Source organism: Luteibacter sp. UNCMF366Tsu5.1, from assembly GCF_900119235.1.
Lineage (GTDB): Bacteria > Pseudomonadota > Gammaproteobacteria > Xanthomonadales > Rhodanobacteraceae > Luteibacter > Luteibacter flocculans.
The window spans coordinates 142,217-157,945 of the sequence record NZ_FPIS01000002.1; the positions used below are offsets into that span (position 1 = coordinate 142,217).

Genomic DNA, 15,729 nt, shown 5'->3' on the forward strand with positions numbered 1-15,729 from the left:
ATGGGGGCTTCGGTCGGCTGGTTCGCGGTAAAGGGCAAGGGGCGCGACGAGGTGTTCGCGGCGCTTGATCTGGTGCGTAACGAACGCACCGCGAGTCACCCCGGCACGGGCTACTCCCTGGCCCTTCCGAACGGCTGGTTCGCCGTGGTGACTCGCTTCGAAAGCCCGCTGATCGCCGATGCTGACATGCGCCGCCTGTCGCATGGCTGCGTGGTGATCACCTGCGAGTACGACGATCACGTGATGGTCAGTTCATCGACCTGCTACGTGAATGGCCTGCGCAACTGGCGCGCCGAGCACGACGGCCAGCACGACGACAACCGCCACCTCGCCACCAGCGGTAGCCTGCCCGCCGCGTTCGATGCCATCCACGCGCGCATCGAAACGATGCAGGATGCCGCCGATACCGACGGCGACGACGTCGATCACTATTACTCGTTGCCGATCGAGCTGGCGCAGAGCGTGACCACTTTCCACGCGGACCTGCCTGCCTCGGCCTACGGGGCCACGTTGTGCGAAGGCTGGACGCTGGTCGAGGCGACCGCGGTGCCGGCCGCCGATCCCGACCTTCCGCGCAAGGTGCGCAAGGCGGTGGCTAAAGCCACCCGCCCCTGGTGGAAGCTCTGGTAGTTGGTTACTTCCGGCCCAGCGCCAGGCCCTTCAGCACATTGAGTGCCTGCGACAGAGCATAGTCGTCGATCGCCAGCTTGCCGTCGTCGTCGCTGGCGCTCTTCTCGTCCGCCGCGGCTTTTTCATTGACGAGATGATTCGGCAGGTCCGCTTCCGAGCCGATGAGCTGCGGTGGCGTGTCCGCCTTGCTTACGGCGAGATCGGCGAGCGGAATGTCCGGCTTGATGCCTTCGGCCTGGATCGAGGTTCCGTTCGGCGTGTAGTAGCGCGCGGTGGTGATCTTCACCGCGTGGTCCTGATCGAGCGGCAGCACCGTCTGCACCACGCCCTTGCCGAAGGTGCGGCGCCCCATGATGAGCGCGCGGTGGTTGTCCTTCAGCGCACCGGAGACGATTTCTGCCGCAGACGCCGTGCCGTTGTCGGTGAGGATCACGATCGGCGCGCCCTTGAGCAAGTCGCCCGGGTGTGCGTCGAAATGCAGATTCGCGTCCGGCAGGCGTCCCTTCGTGGTCACGATGGTGCCGCTGTCGAGGAAGGTATCCGCCACGCCCACGGCCGTGGTGAGCAGGCCGCCCGGGTTGGAGCGCAGGTCCAGCACCGCGCCCTTGGGCGCACCGTGCTTCTTGATGTAGTCGGAGAGCTTGGTGTCCAGATCCGTCGCGGTGTCTTCCTGGAACTGGCTCAGGCGGATGTACACGTAGCCCGGATCGAGCTGGCGCAACTTCACGCTGGTGACGTTGATCCGTTCGCGAACGAGCGGCAGGTCGATCGGCTTGTCCGACTTCTCATGGAGAATGGTGAGGGTGATCTTGCTGCCGGGGTCGCCGCGCAGCTTCTTGAACGCCTCGTCGATGTTCTGGCTGTCGACCACCATGCCGTCCACCTTGAGGATCGTGTCGCCCGGCTTGATGCCTGCGCGCGATGCCGGTGTGTCGTCGATCGGCGAAACGATCTTCAGCATGCCGTCGACCTGCAGCACCTCGATACCCAGGCCGCCATACTGGCCGGTGGTGTCCTCGTCGAGTTCGTCGAGGCCTTCCTTGTCGAGGTATTCGCTGTGCGGATCGAGGTTCTGCAGCATGCCGCTGATGGCGGCATTCATGATGGTCTTGTTGTCGAGCTTCTCGACGTATGCCTGCTGGATGATGTGATACACCCGCGTGAAATTGCGGATGTCGTCGAGGCTGACCGCATCGTCGGCCTGTTGGACCACAGCAGCGGCGCTGGTCGACGAAGCGGCCGGCGCATCCGGCTGCTTGATCGGTTTCTGCGGGACTTGCGCCTCGACCTGGGTGACGGCCAATGCGCCGAGAGCCAGCGCGAGGGCGAGGCGAAGAGGGTGCGGGTGGCTGCGAAGAGTCATGCGAATGTCCTTAATGCCGTTTGCCGAGCCAACCGCGCGCATCGATGGGCTTGCCGCCCTGGCGCAGTTCGAAATAAACGCCGTTGTCGCCGGCGGGCGCCGCTGCGGTGCCGACGGCTTCGCCGGCCTCTACCGTGTCGCCGACGCCATGCAACAGGGTTTCGTTGTTGCCGTACATGCTCATGAATCCGTTGCCGTGGTTCACGATGATCATCATGCCGTAGCCGCGCAGGAAGCTCGCGAACACCACGCGCCCGCGCGATACCGCCTTCACTTCGCTGCCGCGCGGCGCCACGATGATCACGCCGTTGCCATAGGCGTGGACGGGTCCGTTGGCGGGCCAGGGCAGGTTGCCGCGCAGGTTGCCCATGGGCGCGGCCGCCGGTGCGCCCTTCGGCGCCGGCGCCGGCTCTGCGGCCTTGGCAGCCTCGTCGATCACCTTCTGCAGGCGGGCGACCAGGGCATTCATGTCCTGCTCGTTCTGTTTGAGGGCGGCCATGCGCTGGGCCTGGTCCTTGTACTTCGAGTCGGTTTCCGCCACCAGTTTCTGTTGCTCGGCGCGCTGCTTTTCCAGATCCTTCGCGCGCGTCTCGCGCTCGGCCCGGGAGGCTTCCAGCTTCTGCTGCTCGGCCGTGATGGCGGCTTCGACCTCCTGCAGGCGGGAAAGATCCGCAAGCAGGCTGCGAATGCGTTCCACCCGGTTCTCCTGGAAATAGCGGGAGTAGGCGAGGGCACGGGAAATCCGGTTCACGTCCTCGTCGCCGAGCAGGAGCTGGAGGTCCGAGCCGCGGCCGAGGGTGTAGGTAGCGCGCAGCAGATCGCCCAGCGCGCCCTTCTGCTTGTCCAGGCCGGCCTGCATCTCGGCGCGCTGCGCGTTCAGTTGATCGAGGTCATGGCGGCGCTGTTCCAGCTCGGCCTCGGTCTCGCGAACGGCGCGCGCGGCCGCCGACACCTGTTCGGCCTGCCGCGCCAGGGCGGCGTTGGCGCTGTCCCGGGCGTTGGCGGTCTCCCGCTGTTCGCGGGTCAGCGTCTCGATGTCCTTGCGCACGCCCTCCAGCTTCTGTCGGGCGTCCTGCTGCTCCGCCCGCGCCTTGGCGTCCTGCGCGGAGCGAGCCGGCAGGGCGGTGGTGCATGTGAAGGTGGCGAGGATCAGGGTGGCAGGCAGACGGAGGATTGGGCGCATTCGGAGATTATTACCTATCCGGCGACGTCGGCCACGCGCCGCCCGTCACCTCGCTGGTATGCCCGCATGGCCTTGTGCTGCCCCGTCCGGCCGCACTGGTCTCGCCCGGCGGTCGTAAGAATTTCGTTTGCGCGACGTTTGGACGTCCGAATGGCTTTGACGCAACGCGGCAATTGTGCCTAAAGTGGGCTGAGCCCTTCGCGCGTATGTGATGGTCGGCCCGTCCAGGCCGCGGGGCCACATGCGCGTCACACCCAGCAAAACCAAAGCCACGAGGAGGCGGATGGTGAAGCAAGGCACTCCGCGCCTCTATGACGAGGCGTTCGAACACGACAGTTGCGGCTTTGGCATCGTCGCGCAAATAGATGGTCATGCCAGTGCAGCGCTGGTCGATACGGCGTTCGCTGCGCTCGCGAAGCTTTCGCATCGCGGCGGCGTCAACGCCGATGGCGTGAGTGGCGATGGCTGCGGCGTGCTGTTGCGCCGACCGGTGGAATGGCTTCGCGCGCTCGCCGCAGAAAGCGGCATCGTGCTCGCGACGCACTTTGCCAGCGGCGTGGTATTTCTCGATCCGGACGGAGACGACGCCGCCGCGCGCGTGCTCGATGCCGAGCTGGAACGCGTAGGCCTGCGTGTTGCCGGGTGGCGCGACGTTGCCGTCGAGCCGTCCGCCTGCGGTCCGCTCGCCGCGGCCTCCATGCCGCGCGTGCGCCAGGTATTCGTCGATGCGCCGGGCGATCGCTCGCCCGCCGCGTTCGAGGCGGCGCTGTTCCATGCGCGTCGCCGCGCCGAACTGGCACTGGCCGGCGACAAACATTTCTACGTCGTCTCGTTGTCGGGCGAAGTCGTGGGCTACAAGGCCATGGCCGCACCGGGTCATCTGCGTGACGTGTATCCCGACCTCAAGCATCCGGCGCTGGTTGCCGATGCCGTCGTCTTCCATCAGCGTTTTTCCACCAACACGTCGCCGCAGTGGCGTCTTGCCCAGCCGTTCCGCTTCCTGGCCCACAATGGCGAAATCAACACGATTCGCGCCAACCGCCGCTGGATGCAGGCACGCACGTCGGTGATGCGCTCGGAGCACGTGGACCTTTCCGACATCGGGCCGCTGGTGCGTCAGGAGGGATCGGACTCCGAAAGCCTCGACAACGCGCTCGAAGTGCTGCTGATGGGCGGCATGGATCTCCTGGCTGCGATGCGCGTGTTGGTACCACCGGCTTACGCTGCGCGCGAAGACATCGACGAGGATCTCGCGGCGTTCTACGAGTACTACGCGTTGCACAGCGAGCCGTGGGATGGTCCGGCTGGCCTGGTGATGTGCGACGGGCGCTATGCCGCATGCACGCTGGATCGCAATGGCCTTCGCCCGGCGCGCTGGGCGCTGTCGGACGACAATCACCTCATTGTCGCTTCCGAGGCGGGCCTTTGGGACGTGCCTTCCTCGCGCGTCGTCGCGAAGGGGCGCCTCGCGCCGGGCGAGATGATCGCCGTGGACTTCCGTGAGCATCGCCTCCTGCGTGACGCCGACATCGATGCCATCAATCGTTCGCGTGCGCCGTTCCGCGACTGGCTGCGTGGTGGTGTGACCTACCTCGAATCCGACCTGATCGATCCGAGTCTCGCCGCCGAGCCGCTGCCCGCCGAGGAGCTGCGTCGTTACCAGAAGCTCTACGGTCTCTCGCGTGAGGAATGCGAGTCGGTGTTGAAGGTGCTCGCGGAGACGGAGGCCGAAGCCACCGGGTCGATGGGCGACGATACGCCGATGGCCGTGCTGTCGCGGCAGATACGCCCCTTGTACGACCGTTTCCGCCAGGGTTTTGCGCAGGTCACCAATCCGCCGATCGATCCACTGCGCGAGCGGCTGGTCATGTCGCTGGTGACCCAGATCGGGCAGGAGAAGAACATCTTCGATCTCGGTCCCGAGAACGCGAAGCAGATCCTGCTCAACTCGCCGATTCTTTCCCAGCGCAAGCTGCGGCAGATCCTCGCGCATCCGGATTACGCGGACACGCCGCGCTTCGACCTCATGATCGGTGCGGACGAAACGCTCGAGCAGGCGCTGGTGCGGATCTGCGACGCCGCCGAAGCCGCGGTGCGAGCGGGGGTGAGAATCGTTTTCTTGAGCGATCGTTATCCGCGTCGCGATCTGTTACCGATCCATTCGCTGCTCGCCACGGGCGCCGTGCATGCGCGGCTCGTCGACAAGGGGTTGCGCTGCCAGTGCAACATCATGGTCGAGACGGCCACGCCGCGCGATCCGCATCACTTCGCCTGCCTGATCGGATTCGGTGCCACCGCGATCTATCCGTGGCTGGCCTACCAGAGTCTTTTCGACATGGGCCGCGCGGGACACATCCGCAACGGCGAAGGCGCGCCGCGCGAGATCGGTCGCAACTATCGTCGCGGTATCCGCAAAGGTCTGTTGAAGATCCTGTCGAAGATGGGCATCTCCACGGTCGCCGGCTACCGCGGTGCGCAGTTGTTCGAAATCGTCGGCCTTGCGCCCGAGGTCGTGGCGCTGTGCTTCCCGGGCACGCCTTCGCGTATCGGTGGCGCCGGTTTCGCCGATCTGGAGCACGAGCAACGCCTGCTTGCTGCCGAGGCCTGGGACGAAGCGCAGTCGCTTCGTGCAGGCGGCCTGTTCAAGTACGTGCATGGCGGTGAGTTCCACATGTACAACCCCGACGTCATCGCGAGCTTGCAGGTCGCGGTGCGTACGGGCCAGTGGTCCGACTACGAAACCTATGCCCATTACGTGGATGCGCGACCACCGTCGGCGCTTCGCGATCTCCTCGTGCCGCGCGGCGCGACGCCGATTCCGCTCGACGAGGTAGAGCCGGTCGAGGACATCCTCCGTCGATTCGATTCCGCGGGCATGTCGCTGGGCGCGCTGTCGCCCGAGGCGCACGAGGCGCTGGCGATCGCCATGAACCGCCTCGGCGCGCGCAGCAACTCGGGCGAAGGTGGCGAAGATCCTGCGCGCTACGGCACCGAGCGGGCATCGAAGATCAAGCAGGTGGCTTCGGGCCGCTTCGGTGTCACGCCCGCCTATCTCGTCAATGCCGAGGTCTTGCAGATCAAGATCGCGCAGGGCGCCAAGCCCGGCGAGGGCGGTCAGCTTCCGGGTCACAAGGTCGATGCCACGATTGCACGTCTGCGCTACGCGAAGCCGGGCATCGGCTTGATTTCACCGCCGCCGCATCACGACATCTATTCCATCGAAGACCTCGCGCAGTTGATCCACGACCTCAAGGAAGTGAATCCGCAGGCGCTCGTATCGGTGAAGCTGGTGTCGCATGCGGGCGTGGGTACCGTGGCCGCGGGTGTCGTGAAGGCTGGCGCGGATCTCATCACCGTGTCCGGTCACGATGGTGGCACGGGCGCGAGCCCACTCACGTCGATCAAGTACGCCGGCACGCCGTGGGAACTCGGTCTGGCGGAGACGCAGCAGACACTGCGACTCAACGACCTGCGCGGACGTGTGCGCCTGCAGACGGACGGTGGCCTGAAGACCGGCCTCGACGTCATCAAGGCGGCGATGCTCGGCGCGGAGAGCTTCGGCTTCGGTACCGGGCCGATGGTGGCGCTGGGCTGCAAGTATCTGCGCATCTGCCACCTCAACAATTGCGCTACCGGCGTTGCCACGCAGCATCCTGTTTTGCGGCAGAAGCATTTCCTCGGACTGCCTGAGATGGTGATGAACTATTTCCGCTTCGTCGCGGAAGACGTGCGCCGCCAACTGGCTCGCCTGGGCGTGCGCTCGCTCGCCGACATCATCGGTCGCAGCGATCGTCTCGAGCAGATCGACGGCGTGACGGCGGTGCAGGAGCGCCTCGATCTCTCGCCGCTGGTCAGTTCGGATGGCCTCGGCGCCAAGGTGGACTTCGCCTGCACCTTCGCACGCAATCCCATGCGCGATCCCGCCGCGCTCGCGAATCGCATCGAAGCCGATACCCGTGCCGCCGTGGCGGACGGTCTCGGCGGCACCTTCGATTACGCCATCGCGAATACGGATCGCGCGATCGGTGCGCGTCTGTCCGGTGACGTGGCGCGTCGCTGGGGCGACGCCGGCATGGTCGAGCATCCGATCCATCTGCGTCTTTCCGGTGCAGCGGGGCAGAGCCTCGGTGCGTGGAATGCAGGTGGCGTGCACATCGATCTCGTCGGCGAAGCCAACGACGGCGTCGGCAAGGGCATGGCTGGTGGTCGTCTCGTCATTCGTCCGCCGGAGGATTCGCCGTTCCAGAGCCACGAAGCGTCGATCATCGGCAATACCTGCCTCTACGGGGCCACGGGTGGCGAGTTGTTTGCGGCAGGTCAGGCCGGCGAACGCTTCGCCGTGCGCAATTCCGGCGCATTGGCAGTGGTCGAGGGTGCTGGCGATCACTGTTGCGAGTACATGACCGGCGGCGTGGTGGCGGTGCTCGGTCGCACGGGCCTCAACTTCGGCGCGGGCATGACGGGTGGCTTCGCCTACGTACTCGATCTGGAGCGTAGCTTCGTCGATTGCTACAACCACGAACTCGTGGACATCGTGCGTATCTCCCCCGAAGGCATGGAGCACTACATGCAGCATCTTCGCCAGCTTGTTGCGCGGCATGCCGAGCTTACGGGCAGTGCGTGGGGCCGCCGCGTGCTTGCCGACTTCCGCGGCCTGTTGCAACGTTTCTGGCTGGTGAAACCCAAGGCCGCAAGTCTCGACGCGCTGGCCGAAGAACTGCGGAGTGCCGCATGAGCGCGAAGGATTTCCGTTTCCTCGACCTGCCGCGCCAGGTGCCACGTACGGTGCCGGTTGCCGTGCGCGTGCTCGGCTATGGCGAAATCTCCGGCGACTTCGCGTCGTCGGAAGCCGCTGCGCAATCGGAGCGCTGCATCGACTGCGGCAATCCTTATTGCGAGCACGCCTGCCCGGTGCACAACTACATTCCCAACTGGTTGAAGCTGGTGCAGGACGGTCGCTTGTTCGAGGCCGCCACGCTGATGCACGAGACCAATCCGCTGCCGGAAATCTGCGGCCGTGTGTGCCCGCAGGATCGTCTCTGCGAAGGCGCCTGCACGTTGGAGCAAGGCGACTTCGGCGCGGTAACCATTGGCAGCGTCGAGCGCTGGGTCACGGACGAAGCCATTCGCCAGGGCTGGCGCCCGGATCTGTCGCGCGTGCGCGAGACGGGCGCACGCGTGGCGATCGTTGGCGCCGGTCCGGCCGGGCTCGCCTGCGCGGATCGCCTGCGTCGTGCCGGCATCGCCGCGCACGTATTCGATCGCCAGCACGAGATCGGTGGCCTGCTCACCTTCGGCATCCCGCCGTTCAAGCTCGACAAGAACGTGGTGCGTACACGACGCATGGTGCTCGAAGGCATGGGCGTGGTCTTCCACCTCGGTCTGGAGATCGGGCGCGACATCACCTTCGACGAACTGCTGGCCGACTACGATGCCGTCTTCGTCGGTACGGGCGCGTACACCTATGTGGATGGGCAACTCGAAGGACGTCACCTGCGTGGCGTACACGATGCGCTGCCTTTCCTCATCGCCAACACGGAGCGTCTGCTTCGCGACGAACCGCCCGCCCCGGAGTACGACCTCGCGGGCAAGCACGTCGTGGTGCTCGGCGGCGGCGATACCGGCATGGATTGCAATCGCACGGCCATTCGCCTCGGTGCGGCGTCGGTCACCTGCGTGTACCGCCGCGACGAGCCCAGCATGCCGGGGTCACGTCGCGAGGTGGGTTACAGCCGCGACGAAGGCGTGCGCTTCCTCTTCCAGCGCCAGCCCATCGCGCTCGTGGGTGACGACGGTGCGGTGAAGGCCGTACGCGTGGTGGATACGGAACTGTTCGATGCGGGCGACGGCCGCCTTCGCCCGCGCAACGTCGAAGGCAGCGAGACCGACCTGCGCGCGGACGTGGTCATTCAGGCCTTCGGCTTCCAGCCGAGTCCGCCCGATTGGTGCGATGCCTTTGGTATCGAGCGGGACCGCAGTGGCCGGATCGTCGTGGGTGCGGAAGGGCGCCTGCCGTTGCAGACGAGCCATCCGCGCATCTTCGCGGGCGGCGACAATGTGCGCGGTGCCGATCTCGTCGTGCGCGCGGTGTACGACGGTCGCGAAGCCGCGGCTTCGATCGCCCGTCTGCTGGCAACGAACACGGTGGCTGCGACCGTTACCGCCTGAAGCAAGGGGCGTCGGGGTCATCCCCGGCGCTCTTGGCTTCCCACCGCGTCGCGCCCACAATGACCGGATGGTCCCCAAGGGCTCCACGTCCCCATGTGTCTGATTGCCTTTGCCTGGCGCGCGCATCCGCGCTGGCGTCTCGTGCTCGTGGGTAACCGCGACGAGTTTCATGCACGGCCGACGGCCCCGCTCGCATCCTGGGACGAGGCGCCGCAGATCGTCGCCGGTCGCGATCTCGAGGCCGGAGGGACCTGGGCCGGGGTCGGTCCGCGAGGCCGGGTCAGTGCGATCACCAACGTGCGCGATCCGAGCGCCAGTCACGACGGACTGTCCCGCGGGTTGCTGGTCGCCGATTATCTCGGTGCCAGTCTTCCGGCGCGCGAACATGCCATCGAACTCATGGCCAGCGCGCGCGACTACCGCCCCTTCAACTTGCTGACTTTCGACCACGAAGACGCCTACTACCTCGGCAATCACCCGAGTGCGCGCGCACAGCCTGTCGATGCGGGCGTGCATGGCTTGAGCAATGCCGACTTCAACGCGCCCTGGCCGAAGACGCAGGCGATCGTGCAGCGTCTGGAAGCCTGGCTCGCGGCGGGGCATGACGACGACACCGATGCCCTGTTCGCCATGCTTTCCGACCGGGGTGGCTGGCCCGACGACCTGCTTCCCGATACGGGCGTCGGTATCGAGCGTGAGCGCTTTCTGTCGAGCGCCTTCATCGTCGGCGAGCACTACGGCACCCGAGCCAGCACGGTGATCCTGGTCGATCATGAGGACCGCACCGCCATCATCGAGCGCCGCTTCGGGCCGCATGGCGCTTATCTGGGCGAGAGCCGCGCCGACGTCTGAGCTCGTTCGCGAGGCGGTGTTCTTGCGCGTGGAATGGAAAGTGTTTTGCGCCCGGCGCAATTGATTCGCCCGGCCTTCGCCCCGAGCATGAAGGAGTCCGCCAAGCGGCCATTCTTTCCTTCCTCCTGGAGCTTTCCATGAACATCGATCTCACCAAGCGCAGCGCCATCGTCACGGGTTCCACGGCCGGTATCGGTCTGGCCATTGCCACCGGTCTCGCCGCTGCCGGCGCGTCGGTCGTCGTGACCGGCCGTACCCAGGCCCGCGTCGACGAAGCCATCGCGGCGGTCAAGAAGGTGGCACCCGAAGCAAAGGTCACCGGCGTCGCCGCCGATCTCGGCACGGCCGAAGGTGCGGCCACGCTCATCAAGGCCGTGCCCGAGACCGACATCCTCGTAAATAACCTCGGCATCTTCGAGCCGAAGGACTTCTTCGAGATCGACGACGCCGAGTGGACCCGGTTCTTCGAGGTCAACGTGAACTCCGGCGTTCGCCTCTCGCGTCATTACGCGAAGGGCATGGTGCAGCGTGGGTGGGGCCGCGTGCAGTTCATCTCCAGCGAGTCGGGCATCCAGGTGCCGGCGGAGATGGTGCATTACGGCGTGACCAAGACCGCACAACTGGGCGTGTCGCGTGGCCTCGCCGAAGTGCTTGCCGGCACCGGCGTCACCGTCAACGCGATTCTCCCGGGTCCCACCCTGTCCGAAGGTGTGAGTGAGTTCTTCGGCAAGATCGCGAAGAATCAGGGCGTGTCGATGGAACAGGTGGAGCGCGACTTCATCCAGACCCACCGTCCGACGTCGCTCATCAAGCGTCTGCTGAGCGTGGAAGAAGTTGCCAACGTGTCCGTCTATCTCGCCTCCGAACAGGCGTCCGGTACCACCGGCGCGTCGATCCGTGTCGACGGCGGCGTCACCCGCTCGATCATCTGATCCTCATCCGCCGATCTGGCAGACGATCCGCGAGAAGGCGCCATCGTTCCGCTGGAACTCCGGCCGCGGCGCATGGAAGCGCCGATTGCTCATGGTGACGGATTCCACCTTGTCCATGCGAAATGACTTCCACCCGGTGGCAGCGCCTGACGCGCTGCCACCGGCGACCTGATACGCACTGAGCAGCCGGTCGCCCGCGACGTCGTCGCCGTAGATGTGTGGCTGCACCAGACGCTCCGCACCGCCGTACTGCACCACCAACAGATGCATCGTCGCGATGGCCTCGCAGATGACATCATCGAATCGCGTCACGACACATCGCCGTCCACGTAATACCAACGCCCATCCTCGCGCACGAAGCGACTGACCTCGTGCATGCGCTCAGCGCTGCCACCACCCATGCGCAACCGCGCCACGAACTCGACGATAGCCGTGTCCACCGTGGGATTCTCGTGACTCTTCACCGAAAGCCCCAGCCATGTTGGCTTAGGCGATTGTGTCGCGAGCCCCAGCGATGCCGGGCGCGTGCTTGGATGCCAGGTTGCGAGCAGATAGTCCTCCAAGCCCAGCACATAGGCGCTGTAGCGCGAACGCATGAGAGCTTCGGCGGAGGGAGCGGGCGTACCGGCATGCCAACGCCCGCAGCAGGCGGTATAGGTTGCGCCGCTTCCGCATGCACACGGATGGGCGGTGATTCCTGCCATGGCGATCGCTCCGGTCACAACGGGGTTCGGTCGCCGATGCTACACGGCTTGCCTATTCAGGAACGTTCCGCTTTTCGGCAGTGGGATCGGGTTTCGTGCTGCGGGACGTCATCTATGGCCCGCCTGGCGAGGCCACGGCCGCCCGATTCAAAGGAGGTTCACTCCAAATCCGCATCGTAGTGGGGTCGTTTTCAAGGGATTTATCCACCATGCGCAGCATCCTCACGGCGCTTGCCGCCTCCATGGCCATTGGCAGTGCCATCGCCAGTACGCCGGTGACGGCGGTCAGCCACCTCGATCTCGACCGCTATGCCGGCACGTGGCACGAGATGGCGCGGCTGCCCATGTATTTCCAACGGAAGTGCACCGGGGCGGTGACGGCGACCTATGCCGTCCAGCCGGATGGTACGGTCTCGGTGCATAACGCCTGCGTCACCGCGGACGGCAGCACCATCGCCAGCGACGGCGTGGCGCGTCGTCCCGAGCCGTTCTCGCAAGGCAAGCTCCAGGTACGCTTCGCACCGAAGTGGCTTTCGTGGGTGCCGTTCGTCTGGGCCGACTATTGGGTCATCGCCCTGGACGAGAACTACCAATGGGCCATGGTGGGGCAGCCCGGTCGAAAGTATCTCTGGATCCTTTCGCGTACCCCGACCATGGACAAGGCGACGTTCGAGGCATTGAAGGCGCGCGCTACGGCCATGGGCTACGACCTTTCGGCGCTCGTCGTATCGGGGAAGATCGAGTAACCAGCGTTCCGTAACCTATGTCGTTGCTCATTCGACCGGCGAATGATGCACGTGCCTGTTCGTTCGAAGGGTACGTGGCGGCTTTGGTTATTCGGCGAAATGATCGTCGCGAGGTCGGACGATCTTGACGACAAGTGCAATGGCGCCGCGATCGAGTTCGACCGAAAGCGGTGCGATGACCGTGTCGCCGATGCCGAAGGCAGTGTCGCCCGTACGGGCCGTACCCTGGGCAAGATGAAGCAGAGCGACGTCCTGGGTGTCGACGCGCCCGGGACCATGCGCGACATCGATCGTCCCGCGAATGTCGCCGCGCCGAACCATCAGATTGAAATCGCGCGTCGCGCCGCCCGACAGCGCGACCTCGACGCGTGCCTCGCCGGGAAACGCGAATGGCACGCACGGTGTCGTCAGCGCGTGGGTGCGCTCGCCGTCGAGCGTCATCGTGAAGCCGTCGCCTTGGAGCAGCACGATGGTTCGATCGATACCGGGGAACCGCGAGAACGGCGATGCCGTATCGACGTCGGCGATGCTGACGCGCCACAGGAAATCGTCCATGGAGGCGCCGGGTGGCTCGACGGCGATTTCCCGCGTGATGCCGAGGCCGTTCTTCCACGGCACAGCTTTCAACTCGTCGAAGCGGATGATGGTCATGCGACGCGCTCGATATCGCGCGCAAAAGGCGGAAGAGCACGCAACATGCCCGTGCCGTAGCGTTTGGTGATGACACGCCGATCCAACAGGACAATGCGCCCGGTATCGGTTTCGGTACGAATCAGGCGGCCGCAGTACTGCGTGAGCAGGCGCGTCGCATCCGGCACGCTGACTTCGATGAAGGGATTGCGTCCGCGCGATTCCAGCCATTCGGCATAGGTCGCGCCGACGGGATCGGTGGGTACGGCAAAGGGGAGCTGCGTGACCACCACGGTTTCGCAGAGCTTGCCCGGCAGGTCGAGACCTTCGCCGAACGACGCGAGCCCGAACAGCGTGCTGCCCCTGCCGGCTTCGATGTCCGCGCAATGTTCCGCGATCAATTGCGCCTTGGACAGCGAGCCCTGTGCGCGTACCTTGCGCACGAACTCGATGGGCAGCACTTGCAGCACACGATCGAGCTTGGCGCGCGAGGTGAACAGCACGAGGTTGCCGGCATTCCAGTCGAGGTGTTTCGCCAGCCATTCGGAGACCTCGCGCGCATGGCCTTCGCGATCGTCGGGTAGCGTTTTCAGAGCCGGCACCGAAAGGGTGGCCTGACGTTCGAGGTCGAAGGGCGAGGGCAGGCTGATCGTCACGGCCTCGTTCGGCAGCCCGACCGAATCGGCGAAGCCGCGGAAGTTGCCACCCGCGCTCAGCGTCGCGGAGGTCATCACCACCGCCGACGCGTTGTCCCAGAGCACGTTACGCAGCAAGCCGCCGGCCGATACCGCCGAGGCATGGCAGACCAACTGTTGCTCGGGCGTCATGCTGACCCAGCGTGCGAGCGGCGGGCTGTTCTCGCGATCCTCCGCGGACCACGCGTACCAGGTGCGCACCTGGCGATCCAAGCGTTCCAACGCTACGCCGAGTTCGCGCGACAGCGCTTCCTGCGTGGGGCCGCCAGCCTCCATTTCCACGACGGTCCGGCGGACCATGCGCAGCCAGCGCTGGATGTCCTTGGTCAGGAGATGCAGATGCTCGGCGTGCATCTTCCAGTTCTCCGGAAGCTGGCCGAGCGAGGCGCGGAACACCGGCTCGGTTTCGCTGGCCGAAGGCGTCCACGAAAGACGGATCTCGCGCTCGATCTCCTCCAGCGCATTCGAGAGTTCGAGCAGTTTCTCGTCACCGGCTTCGAGCGTGAGGTTGCCGATGCTTTCCTTGTCGGTCAGCGAATAGGCGCCGTGGATCTGGTTCTGCAATCGTCCGATGCGGCGCACGGCCGTCGCGAGATGCACGTCGGCCGCACCGCGGTCGATCGCCTTGCCCGGCACGTGATGCGCCTCGTCGAAGATGTAGAGCGTTTCCTCCGGCTTCGGCAGGATGACGCCGCCGAAGGTGTCTTCATCGCGCGGCATGGTGAGGTCGGCAAGCACCAGGTCCTGGTTCGCGACGACGATGTCGGCTTCGCCGATGGCACGGCGTGCGATGAAAAAAGGACAGACCGCGAAGGCGCCGCACTTGCGCCCCGTGCAGCCGCCAGCGCTGGTGGTGATCATGCCGCGTACCAGATCCGACAGCGGCTCGGGGCTGGTGTCGATATCGCCGTTCCATTCGCGCGACTCGAAGGCCTTGCCGAGCTTTTCGATGGCCTTGGTATCGCGCTCCGCGGGCGGCCGCGACCACAGGGCCAGTTCCGCGTCGAATTCGAAGCCACTCTGTGCAGAGGGTTCGGCGCCGGCCATGCGCAGGTTGCGCGGGCACAGGTAACGCGCACGGCCCTTGGCGAGCGCCACCTTGGCCTCGACGCCGCACAGCGTCAGGTACTGCGGAATGTCGCGCTGGACGAGCTGCTCCTGCAGCGCCACGGTCGCCGTGGCAATCACCAGCTTCTTTTTCTGCGCGCGCGCCACTTCCAGCCCGGCAATCAGGTACGCCATGGATTTACCGGTACCCGTGGGCGCTTCGATCACCGCGGCACCCGCCGGCTCGGCCAGCGCCTTCGCCACTTCGGCAATCATCTTCAACTGCGCGGCACGGCCACGGAACCCGGGAAGTCCGTCTTTCAGGCGCGCATAGGCGGCGCGGACCGCGGCTTTGGTGTCGTCGGTGAGCATCGATGGGATGAACGGCGGGGAGGGCAACCCTGCAAGGTTACCTTATCGCCGTCTCAGCCCACGGATCAGGCGTGCCGGCTCCACGCGGAGGACGAGTAGCCGCTACCGGCAACAAGCCCAGCCACAACGAAGTTGTGCTCTTCCCAGGTGCCGTCGGCGTGCTGCACGTGGATTTCGACCGGGCGGCCGAGGCTGTCGGACAGGCCGGGCGCGAGGGCCTCGGCGGCGGCGATGGCGGCGGACTGGGATTCGTAGCGACCGAGCGGGAGCGATGCACGGCGGACGATCCACGGTCCCTGTGTCGATTCACTGTACGGAATGAACAACTGGGCTGAACTCGAAGCCATGGGACCCTCGCTAAGGCAGGTGTACCAGACGGGCGAGGCCGCTGTTGCGGCCTCGGAATC

At 65.7% G+C, this 15,729-nt stretch carries 13 protein-coding genes; 6 read left to right on the top strand and 7 right to left on the bottom strand.

The genetic code is table 11. The features are described 5' to 3' along the window. Nucleotides 1-630: a hypothetical protein gene (locus BT115_RS09865; protein ID WP_072322452.1), complete on the top strand. Its 630-nt coding sequence runs from the start codon at nucleotides 1-3 to the stop codon at nucleotides 628-630. Between the two features lie 4 nt (nucleotides 631-634). Here BT115_RS09865 and BT115_RS09870 read toward each other — a convergent pair whose 3' ends face one another. Together BT115_RS09870 and BT115_RS09875 are read right to left on the bottom strand one after the other, a co-directional pair. Next, on the bottom strand, nucleotides 635-1,993 hold the full coding sequence (locus tag BT115_RS09870) for a S41 family peptidase (RefSeq protein ID WP_072322453.1): 1,359 nt from the start codon (nucleotides 1,991-1,993) through the stop codon (nucleotides 635-637). A 10-nt stretch (nucleotides 1,994-2,003) separates the two neighbouring features. Further along, nucleotides 2,004-3,176, bottom strand: a complete 1,173-nt coding sequence (locus tag BT115_RS09875; protein ID WP_072322454.1) for a murein hydrolase activator EnvC family protein — start codon at nucleotides 3,174-3,176, stop codon at nucleotides 2,004-2,006. Nucleotides 3,177-3,459: 283 nt separating this feature from the next. On the opposite strand from BT115_RS09875, the gene gltB reads away from it, so the two are divergent. The 4 genes from gltB to BT115_RS09895 all read left to right on the top strand — a co-directional run bounded on the left by gltB (nucleotide 3,460) and on the right by BT115_RS09895 (nucleotide 11,128). Then, nucleotides 3,460-7,911: a glutamate synthase large subunit gene (gene gltB, locus BT115_RS09880; RefSeq protein WP_072322455.1), complete on the top strand. Its 4,452-nt coding sequence runs from the start codon at nucleotides 3,460-3,462 to the stop codon at nucleotides 7,909-7,911. After that, nucleotides 7,908-9,344 carry an FAD-dependent oxidoreductase gene (locus BT115_RS09885; RefSeq protein WP_072322456.1) on the top strand — a complete coding sequence of 479 codons (1,437 nt, stop codon included), beginning with the start codon at nucleotides 7,908-7,910 and terminating at the stop codon, nucleotides 9,342-9,344. The genes gltB and BT115_RS09885 overlap by 4 nt, the downstream gene beginning before the upstream one ends. A 93-nt stretch (nucleotides 9,345-9,437) precedes the next feature. After that, on the top strand, nucleotides 9,438-10,196 hold the full coding sequence (locus BT115_RS09890) for an NRDE family protein (RefSeq protein WP_072322457.1): 759 nt from the start codon (nucleotides 9,438-9,440) through the stop codon (nucleotides 10,194-10,196). A 137-nt stretch (nucleotides 10,197-10,333) separates the two neighbouring features. Next, nucleotides 10,334-11,128 carry an SDR family NAD(P)-dependent oxidoreductase gene (locus BT115_RS09895; RefSeq protein ID WP_072322458.1) on the top strand — a complete coding sequence of 265 codons (795 nt, stop codon included), beginning with the start codon at nucleotides 10,334-10,336 and terminating at the stop codon, nucleotides 11,126-11,128. 3 nt (nucleotides 11,129-11,131) lie between these two features. On the opposite strand, the gene BT115_RS09900 is transcribed toward BT115_RS09895, so the two are convergent. Both BT115_RS09900 and BT115_RS09905 read right to left on the bottom strand, forming a co-directional pair. Then, on the bottom strand, nucleotides 11,132-11,440 hold the full coding sequence (locus tag BT115_RS09900; protein ID WP_072322459.1) for a hypothetical protein: 309 nt from the start codon (nucleotides 11,438-11,440) through the stop codon (nucleotides 11,132-11,134). Continuing rightward, nucleotides 11,437-11,832 carry a YchJ family protein gene (locus BT115_RS09905; protein WP_072322460.1) on the bottom strand — a complete coding sequence of 132 codons (396 nt, stop codon included), beginning with the start codon at nucleotides 11,830-11,832 and terminating at the stop codon, nucleotides 11,437-11,439. Before BT115_RS09905 ends, BT115_RS09900 begins: the two co-directional genes overlap by 4 nt. 209 nt (nucleotides 11,833-12,041) lie before the next feature. Between BT115_RS09905 and BT115_RS09910 the strand changes: the two genes are divergently transcribed. After that, nucleotides 12,042-12,578 (top strand): lipocalin family protein, encoded by a 537-nt coding sequence (locus BT115_RS09910; protein WP_072322461.1) that lies wholly within the window; start codon nucleotides 12,042-12,044, stop codon nucleotides 12,576-12,578. Between the two features lie 87 nt (nucleotides 12,579-12,665). Here BT115_RS09910 and BT115_RS09915 read toward each other — a convergent pair whose 3' ends face one another. From BT115_RS09915 to BT115_RS09925, 3 genes are all read right to left on the bottom strand, one after another. Then, nucleotides 12,666-13,229, bottom strand: coding sequence for a HutD/Ves family protein (locus BT115_RS09915; protein ID WP_072322462.1), 564 nt, complete (start codon nucleotides 13,227-13,229; stop codon nucleotides 12,666-12,668). Next, entirely contained in the window at nucleotides 13,226-15,322 is a 2,097-nt protein-coding gene (dinG, locus tag BT115_RS09920) for an ATP-dependent DNA helicase DinG (RefSeq protein WP_072322463.1), read from the bottom strand. The genes BT115_RS09915 and dinG overlap by 4 nt, the downstream gene beginning before the upstream one ends. Before the next feature lie 65 nt (nucleotides 15,323-15,387). Then, on the bottom strand, nucleotides 15,388-15,669 hold the full coding sequence (locus BT115_RS09925; RefSeq protein WP_072322464.1) for a DUF2188 domain-containing protein: 282 nt from the start codon (nucleotides 15,667-15,669) through the stop codon (nucleotides 15,388-15,390). Nucleotides 15,670-15,729 lie beyond the last annotated feature (60 nt).

Bases quoted from the DNA above. Each gene is read 5' to 3' on its own strand.
- BT115_RS09865 (WP_072322452.1), top strand. From the start codon at position 1: ATGGGGGCTTCGGTCGGCTGGTTCGCGGTAAAGGGCAAGGGGCGCGAC.
- BT115_RS09870 (WP_072322453.1), bottom strand. From the start codon at position 1,993: ATGACTCTTCGCAGCCACCCGCACCCTCTTCGCCTCGCCCTCGCGCTG.
- BT115_RS09875 (WP_072322454.1), bottom strand. From the start codon at position 3,176: ATGCGCCCAATCCTCCGTCTGCCTGCCACCCTGATCCTCGCCACCTTC.
- gltB (WP_072322455.1), top strand. From the start codon at position 3,460: ATGGTGAAGCAAGGCACTCCGCGCCTCTATGACGAGGCGTTCGAACAC.
- BT115_RS09885 (WP_072322456.1), top strand. From the start codon at position 7,908: ATGAGCGCGAAGGATTTCCGTTTCCTCGACCTGCCGCGCCAGGTGCCA.
- BT115_RS09890 (WP_072322457.1), top strand. From the start codon at position 9,438: ATGTGTCTGATTGCCTTTGCCTGGCGCGCGCATCCGCGCTGGCGTCTC.
- BT115_RS09895 (WP_072322458.1), top strand. From the start codon at position 10,334: ATGAACATCGATCTCACCAAGCGCAGCGCCATCGTCACGGGTTCCACG.
- BT115_RS09905 (WP_072322460.1), bottom strand. From the start codon at position 11,832: ATGGCAGGAATCACCGCCCATCCGTGTGCATGCGGAAGCGGCGCAACC.
- BT115_RS09910 (WP_072322461.1), top strand. From the start codon at position 12,042: ATGCGCAGCATCCTCACGGCGCTTGCCGCCTCCATGGCCATTGGCAGT.
- BT115_RS09915 (WP_072322462.1), bottom strand. From the start codon at position 13,229: ATGACCATCATCCGCTTCGACGAGTTGAAAGCTGTGCCGTGGAAGAAC.
- dinG (WP_072322463.1), bottom strand. From the start codon at position 15,322: ATGCTCACCGACGACACCAAAGCCGCGGTCCGCGCCGCCTATGCGCGC.
- BT115_RS09925 (WP_072322464.1), bottom strand. From the start codon at position 15,669: ATGGCTTCGAGTTCAGCCCAGTTGTTCATTCCGTACAGTGAATCGACA.